Origin of the sequence: Acidipropionibacterium timonense (assembly GCF_900605005.1) — a bacterium.
Lineage (GTDB): Bacteria > Actinomycetota > Actinomycetes > Propionibacteriales > Propionibacteriaceae > Cutibacterium > Cutibacterium timonense.
On the sequence record NZ_LR027560.1, the window covers coordinates 1 to 6422 of the forward strand.

General features: G+C 64.1%; 8 protein-coding genes. 6 read left to right on the forward strand and 2 right to left on the reverse strand.

Going from position 1 to position 6422, the window contains the following annotated elements:
* Window positions 1-334: 334 nt before the first annotated feature.
* The 6 genes from E0E30_RS13035 (at window position 335) to E0E30_RS13060 (ending at window position 5558) form a co-directional block, all read left to right on the forward strand.
* On the forward strand, window positions 335-706 hold the full coding sequence (locus E0E30_RS13035; protein ID WP_210115901.1) for a hypothetical protein: 372 nt from the start codon (window positions 335-337) through the stop codon (window positions 704-706).
* Window positions 707-1181: 475 nt separating this feature from the next.
* The gene (locus E0E30_RS13040; protein WP_130866917.1) at window positions 1182-2081 is read left to right on the forward strand and encodes a replication initiation protein; all 900 of its coding nucleotides are present in this window, start codon (window positions 1182-1184) and stop codon (window positions 2079-2081) included.
* Window positions 2078-2416 carry a hypothetical protein gene (locus tag E0E30_RS13045; protein WP_130866918.1) on the forward strand — a complete coding sequence of 113 codons (339 nt, stop codon included), beginning with the start codon at window positions 2078-2080 and terminating at the stop codon, window positions 2414-2416. The genes E0E30_RS13040 and E0E30_RS13045 overlap by 4 nt, the downstream gene beginning before the upstream one ends.
* Window positions 2409-2723 carry a hypothetical protein gene (locus E0E30_RS13050; protein WP_130866919.1) on the forward strand — a complete coding sequence of 105 codons (315 nt, stop codon included), beginning with the start codon at window positions 2409-2411 and terminating at the stop codon, window positions 2721-2723. The genes E0E30_RS13045 and E0E30_RS13050 overlap by 8 nt, the downstream gene beginning before the upstream one ends.
* 1391 nt (window positions 2724-4114) lie before the next feature.
* The gene (locus E0E30_RS13055; protein ID WP_130866920.1) at window positions 4115-5017 is read left to right on the forward strand and encodes a replication initiation protein; all 903 of its coding nucleotides are present in this window, start codon (window positions 4115-4117) and stop codon (window positions 5015-5017) included.
* Between the two features lie 265 nt (window positions 5018-5282).
* Complete coding sequence (locus tag E0E30_RS13060) at window positions 5283-5558, forward strand: hypothetical protein (RefSeq protein ID WP_130866921.1); 276 nt, start codon at window positions 5283-5285, stop codon at window positions 5556-5558.
* Window positions 5559-5570: 12 nt separating this feature from the next.
* On the opposite strand, the gene E0E30_RS13065 is transcribed toward E0E30_RS13060, so the two are convergent.
* On the reverse strand, window positions 5571-5807 hold the full coding sequence (locus E0E30_RS13065; protein ID WP_130866923.1) for a hypothetical protein: 237 nt from the start codon (window positions 5805-5807) through the stop codon (window positions 5571-5573).
* A gap of 41 nt (window positions 5808-5848) precedes the next feature.
* The gene (locus E0E30_RS13070; protein WP_130866922.1) at window positions 5849-5989 is read right to left on the reverse strand and encodes a toxin-antitoxin system toxin subunit; all 141 of its coding nucleotides are present in this window, start codon (window positions 5987-5989) and stop codon (window positions 5849-5851) included.
* Window positions 5990-6422: the final 433 nt, after the last annotated feature.

The following is a 6422-nucleotide window of genomic DNA, read 5'->3' on the forward strand; positions in this document are numbered from 1 at the left end:
TGCGGACCGTGGATGACACCAGACCCCGCACACATCGCTACTGCCCAAAAGTCCAGTGACACGTCACCCTTCGCTGACACACCTCTTGCATTCCTAGCGCCCTGTCCCGTTTCATCGTCCGGACGATATGGTTTCGGGTATGGATTCCGACCTAGTCATGGACCTGGATGAGGACGCGTCGGCGCCTCGAACCTGCCCCCGCTGTGGGGCTCCGGTGGAGCCCCACAGCGGGCGGGGCCGGCCCCGGGTCTGGTGTTCCGACGAGTGCCGGAAACGGGCCTGTGAGGAACGCCGGGCCGCCCAGGCCGAGGCCCGGCCGGTCCGGACGGTGACGGTGACCCGGCACCTCGAGCAGGACGAGCGTGAGCGTCTGGAGGCCCGGATCGCCGTGCTGGAGGAGCGGCTGGAACGCGCCCGCCAACTCCATCGCCAGGACGTGAAGTTCCGCCGGATTCACTACGACAGCCTCATGTACAACGACGATTTCGCGGCGGCCCGCCGGATCGGCCCGGCCGATCCCGAGTACGGCCTGGACCTGCCCGACCAACCACCCATCGAGCCAGCCGAGGCGTCCACGCCGACACCGACACCGGTGTTTGAACACGATGTCTTCTCGGGGCTCGATCAGGGGAGCCCGGCACCTCGACCCTCGGGTAACAGGGCTCAACGGCGGGCGGCCGCCCGCCACGCCAAGCACCGCCACTGACCCTGTCGGCAGTTATCGTCCGGACGCTGAGGGCCACCGTGGCACTAATAGTGCAAATAGTGTGACGGATTCGAGGGCTACGAGAGTCCGGTTGCCTGGAGCGCGTCAACGATCCGGGCAACCCTCGTTTTCGAGACGGGGAACGTCCGGCAGGACGATCACCGAGCCGTCGCCCAGGAACCTCGATCTGCCGCGCGACCCGTCCCGGGTTGCTTGCCCCTGCCTCCCCTGCGCCCTCCTGGCGGCCGTGCGCGCGGCTGACGACGGACGGGGCACCAGCGGGCAGGAAAGGCCAGCAGATCGGCACGCAGGACGGCAGGGAGGACGGGTGGGGCAGGGGAGGCAGGGGCGAGCAAGGAACTCGCTTCGCTCGTACAGAAGAATCCCCCCGGGGACACCCCGGAACCCCGAAACATCTGACTTGGTTCGAGACGTATTATGGACAGACCAATGTTTCAGGTGCTTAGGTTGGGGCATGGACGAGGAGCAGTGGCGCACGTGGTGGGACGAGGTGTGGCTGCCCCTGCGGCCCTACGCCACCGACGACCTGGGCACCGGTATCTACCGCATGAGCCGCCCCACGGCTTTGCAGCGGCGCTACATCGAGGCCAACCCTCACGCGGTGAGCAATCTGCTGGTGGTCGATTGCGACCACGAAGACGCCCTCATGCGCTCGTTGTGGGACCGCCGAGCCTGGCTGCCTAACGCGGTCGTAGAGAACCCGGACAATGCGCACGCCCACGCGGTCTGGGCGTTAGCCGAGCCGGTCACGCGCACCGAGTACGCCCGCCGCAAGCCCCTCGCCCTGGCCGCCGCCGTCACCGAGGGGCTACGCCGATCCGTTGACGGCGACAGCGGCTACTCCGGCCTGATCACCAAGAACCCCACCGATGCCCGCTGGGACACCCACTGGGTCAGCGATCACCTCTACGGCCTCAACGAGCTGCGCGCCGGCCTGGCCGACGCCGGCCTGATGCCCGCCCCGTCATGGCGCCGACAACGACGCCGCCAACCGGTCGGCCTGGCCCGCAACTGCACCATCTTCGAAACCGCGCGCATCTGGGCCTATCAAGAAGCCCGCCGCATCCGACAACGCCACGAGCACCCCACCCCCGCCGACCGTGGCGACCTCGCCCTCGCGATCGCCACCCAGGTCAACCAGCTCAACGCCGAGTTCACCGACCCCCTGCCCGCCTCCGAGGCCGACTGCATCGCCCGATCCATCACCAACTGGATCATCACCAAGTCGCGCATCTGGTCACAGACCTCCACCGTCACCGCCGACACCTTCACCACCATCCAGTCAGCCCGAGGCCGCAAGAGCGGAGAGCAGCGACGGGCCCAGGCCGCAGCCCAGTGGGAGGGCCTTTCATGAGCGACGGATACAAGCGCCCGAGCGTCTACGCCCGATACTCCCGAGGCGGCCAGACCGCAGCCGAAGCGGCCGCACGAGTCGGAGTCTCACGACGCACCGCACAACGATGGACGTCTGATCCTCGCGACAAGTGGATCAACGACCAGTTCGAGCGCCGCGAAGCGATCCGCGTCTACCACGACGATCAGCACCACTCCTGGCCCGAAACCGGGGACCACTTCGACATCACGGCCTCAACTGCGAAGAAACTCGCCTACCGCGCCCGCAAGGAGCGCGCCCGAGAAGCCGAAGAAGCCGCACGCGGCCCGATGCTGCCAGGATTTGAGCATGAGTAGTTATGGCGAGCTGAAGAAAGCGTGGGCTCGTGAATGGGCCCAAATGCGTCGGGAGTATCTCGACGGCAAGGTCCTCGACGCTGTGGTCCTGCCCTCGCTCAACGGTGTGCGGTGGGAGTGCCCGATTTGTGGTGCAGTCGGCACCGACGTGACTAACACCAAACTCGCAACGACAGCCGGACGCAACCACATGCAGACCCACATCAGCGACGACGACCGCGAGGCCCTGGAGGCCCTCAAAGTCACCCGAATGCCCGAGGCGCTGCTGACGCCCTACCAACGCGCCCTCCGTGACCAGCTCACGTGAGGAAGGACGCCCCCTGTGGAAGGAAGAATCCTTGAATCAAAACTCAAGCACCCTAGATATTACTAGATGAAATCTCTTCATGATTAATTCACGCTTCCTGTTCACCTGGACACGTTACCCCATTATTGAGGTGCTCTTCGCCCTGATATCCGGACTAGTCGCAACATTAACAGACAGTTCGAATCAACCCGTCTTCTCGTTTGTGTTGTACGCTATGTCGGGAGTAATAGGACTCATATTTAGACCGTTCGCAAACCATACGAGCCTACGTAAGTGCTGGATATATTTCGCAGTAGGGATTGCTATAATCTTGATAGAGGTTCTTTACTTGGGGCGCCTCGAGACCGGTATTCTCGATATATTTTTAATGCCTGTGGGCTTAGGGATATTATTCGCTGCAATAGGCTCTGTATTGCATCGGCTATCGTCCACTAACTCCGCAACTAATACTCATGGTCACGAATCATCCCCAGGCCAGGAACATTAAACAGTACGTACCAGAAATCCTGGCGTTAACGGAGTTAAGGCGCCGACTATCAACGATCGAGGGCATCTGGAACGGTTGACTACGGGCATGGATGGTCAGGTTGGCCGGAGTGGCTCCGCCGGGGCCGCATTTTCAGCCCACTAGCCCACTGGCCGCCCGGACCCCCGGCCGCCAATAGCGGATCCCTGCCCTTACTGCGTGGCCGACGGCCTGCGGGCCAGGGCCGGCCTGCCCGTCTTGCGGGGCGTCTTGGCGCCCGGGGTGTCGCCGCCTCAGCCTGCCGACCCCGGATCTGGTGCTCCGATGAGTGTCGCAGACGAGCCCGGGACGAACGATTGGTTGCCGAGGGACTGTCGGTCCCGGTACGTGTCGTGGTGGTTGACGCGGGACGAGTCGAGGCCCTAGAGGAGCAGCTCGCGCGGCTCACGGCCCAACTCGCCCACATCCGGCGTGAGCGTGACGCGGCCGTGAGCCGCGTCACAGTCCTCGAGACCCGACTGTCCAAAGCCGACCGGGAACGGGGCCGGCTGGTCGAGCAGAACCGCACGTACCGAGCCCAACTCCGTCAAGCCCAATCCCGCTTCTGGTGAACTGCCGCGCGGCCGTCAAGCGGCCGCTTGCCCTCGAATACCCGTGGGAGCCTCGGTGCGCCCCGCTGAAGCCCAAACACACTCTCACCGACCCCCTCCCTACCCCCAGACCCTCAACAGCCCTCACAGACCTCATCCATCCCCGGAAGAAGACCATCAGCCCTGAGGGGCACCAGCGCGCACCGACGGGGACCCCTGGAACCCCCTAGGAGCCCCCCGGACCCCGAACCATCTGATTATGGTTCGTGGCCTAAATTGAACACACCGAGGGTCGCTCACTCGGTTCAACACCTAGCAGTGGAAGGATCCAGGCCATGAGGACCGCCACCGCCCAGCAGTGGCAGCAGGCGTGGCTGCCGTTGTGGCCGCTGGCCTCCGATGACCTGCTAGCCGGGGTGTACCGGATGAGCCGTCACGACGCGCTGCACCTGCGCTACATCGAGGCCAACCCTCATGCCTTGTCGAACCTGCTGGTCGTGGACATCGACCACGGTGACGCGGCCCTCCGCGCCTTGGGCACCCGGCCCCTACCTCACGTCATCGTGGAGAACCCCGCTAACGGACACGCCCACGCGGTCTGGGCACTGCGCGAGCCCGTCACCCGCACCGAGTACGCGCGGCGCAAGCCACTGGCCTATGCCGCTGCCGTGACCGAGGGCCTACGCCGAGCCGTCGACGGCGACCAGGGCTACTCGGGGCTCATCACGAAAAACCCGCTCCACGACGCGTGGGCCTCTATGCAAGTCACCTCCCTAGACGTGGACCGGCTCTACAGCCTCGACCAGCTCCGCGACGGCCTGGGCCCCTATATGCCCCCACCCCGCTGGCGCGAACACCACAAGCCAGCCACCACCACCGGCCTCAGCCGCAACTGCTCGATCTTCGAATCCGCCCGCATCTGGGCCTATCAAGAAGCCAGAAGTATTCGTATCGGCAGCGGAAACGAATACGCCACCGCCACCGACAGTCGGACTCTTCATGCCGCGATAGCCGCCGAAATCACTGCCCGCAACGCGGAATTCACTGAACCTCTACCCACTTCAGAAACACGCGCCATGACCACCAGCATCCATAAGTGGATCACCACTAAATTCCGAGGCTGGACCGACTCCGCAAGCCACCAGCGAGCCACCTTCACCGCGATGCAAACCCACCGAGGCCACAAATCCGGTGCCGCCCGACGAACATGCCTCGAGCAGCGATTGTATCTACTGTGAGTTCTTCCCTTCACCGATCCCGCAATGGCCGCACGATCAAGGAAGCGGCCGCCATCACTGGTTTGTCCGAGCGAAGCGTGCGTCGCTGGACATCTGAGCCCCGTGAACTCTGGGAGGCTAGGGCTCGGGCCCGTCAAGATCAGATCAGGATATATAAGGCTAATCACCCCGAGGCATCAATGCGGACCATCGCTGGAGTGTTCGCGGTATCGGTAGGAACGGTTCACCGGGCGCTGAAGGATGGTCGTTCAAAGGACAACGCCGCATGAGTACCTACGGCGAGCAGAAAAAAGCCTGGGCCAAGCAGTGGGCCAAGCTACGCCGCGACTATCTGAGTGGGCGCCTGGCTGATGCGATCGTGTTACCCGCCGAGGGCGGCTACCGATGGGACTGCCCGTTCTGTGGCCGTCACGGCAGCACCGTGACCAGCGAGGCACTGGCGACCACGGCAGGCCGCGGCCACATGCAGCAGCACGTCTCCGACAACGACGACGAGGCCCTCGAAGACCTCAAGGTCACTCGCATGCCCGAGAGCCCCTGAAACCCTGACGGGTCAACTAGCCCGGGGGATGCGGGACAGCTCGCGGGTGAGGGCTTGACGAGTCCATGCAGACACGCTCAGGCCACGACGGGACGCGTCCTGCTCGATCAGATGCCACAGGCTGTCACTGACCCGAATCGTCCGAGGCCGTAGCGGCTCGGTCTGCACCTCCCACGCTCGACCCTCGAACGGCTCTACCTGCAGCCCCTCGAAGCCCGACTCAGCCTCGGCTTCCCACCGGCGAACCATGTCGTCGGTGACCCGAACACCGTTATCGGCGACGAACTCGCTCATCGAACCCTCCTCATCTGCGCCAGGAACCCCTTGGTCAACCAGTTCGCGTGGACCACCAACACCTCACCGACACCACGAACGAAGACGAGCTCGACCGGACGGCCCGCATCCTCAAACCCGATAGTCGCCCACCTCACGGGCTCGACGTCCTCCTCACCACGACGTACCCGTGCACCACCAGAACCCGTCTCGTATGCCGCCGTGATCTGCTCGACGGTCAGCCCGTGCTTCAGAGCATTCGGATGGATCACGAGCCGCATACGACTAAGCATACGAAACGTCATCCAGACGAGGCAAGCGTTCGTGCCCCGAACGCACACCAACCCTCACACGATCACGACACGTAACCTCCCGCCCCCCAGGTTGCGGGGTGTCATCCACCGTCCTTGCGGACCGTGGATGACACCAGACCCCGCACACATCGCTACTGCCCAAAAGTCCAGTGACACGTCACCCTTCGCTGACACACCTCTTGCATTCCTAGCGCCCTGTCCCGTTTCATCGTCCGGACGATGAAACGGGACAGGGCGCTAGGAATGCAAGAGGTGTGTCAGCGAAGGGTGACGTGTC